Genomic DNA, 644 nt, shown 5'->3' on the forward strand with positions numbered 1-644 from the left:
CTGGTAGCCGCCCTCGCGGCGCGGGCCGCGGTCGTCCCGGTCGTCGCGGCGCGGGTAGCCACCCGTGCGGGGGCGGTCGTCGCGGCCCTGGTGGCCACCGCTGCGGTTGTCGTCGCGACGGGGGTAGCTCGGGCGGTCGTTGTCCCTGCGGGCGAAGCCCGCGCGATCGTCGCGACGGTCGTTGTCGCGGCGGAAGCCCTTGTCCTCCGACCTGCTGTCGTCGCGGGAGCCGCCGCCGGAGCGGTAACCGCCACGGTCGCGATCAGAGGACGTGGGCCGGTAACCGCCGCGGTCCTGACCGGAACGTCGGTCGTTGCCGCGTTCGCCACCACGACCACCGTCGCGGTCATCCCGGCGGTAGCTCGACGACGAACCACCCGGGCGGGCCGCTCCATCCCGTCGGGGGCCGCCACCGGAGCGGTCGCCTCCCGATCGCCGGTCGTCCCGGCGATCCCCGCCCTCAGTACCACCGCGACGCCCGAACTCCGACACCATGTCCTCCATGCTCACGAAAAAACCGAAGGGGTCTGCGTCGAGACACGAATGTTCACGTGTCCCATCGCAGACCCCTTCGGGAATGATAGTCCGGCGGCGTCCTACTCTCCCACACCGTCTCCAGTGCAGTACCATCGGCGCTGGCAGGC

1 pseudogene is annotated in these 644 nt (G+C 71.9%); it reads right to left on the reverse strand.

Annotated elements, in window-relative coordinates:
• Nucleotides 1-510: pseudogene (locus GCL84_RS29600) on the reverse strand (hypothetical protein); the annotation flags it as partial.
• Nucleotides 511-644: the final 134 nt, after the last annotated feature.

This window comes from Actinokineospora pegani (genome assembly GCF_009745975.1).
GTDB lineage: Bacteria > Actinomycetota > Actinomycetes > Mycobacteriales > Pseudonocardiaceae > Actinokineospora > Actinokineospora pegani.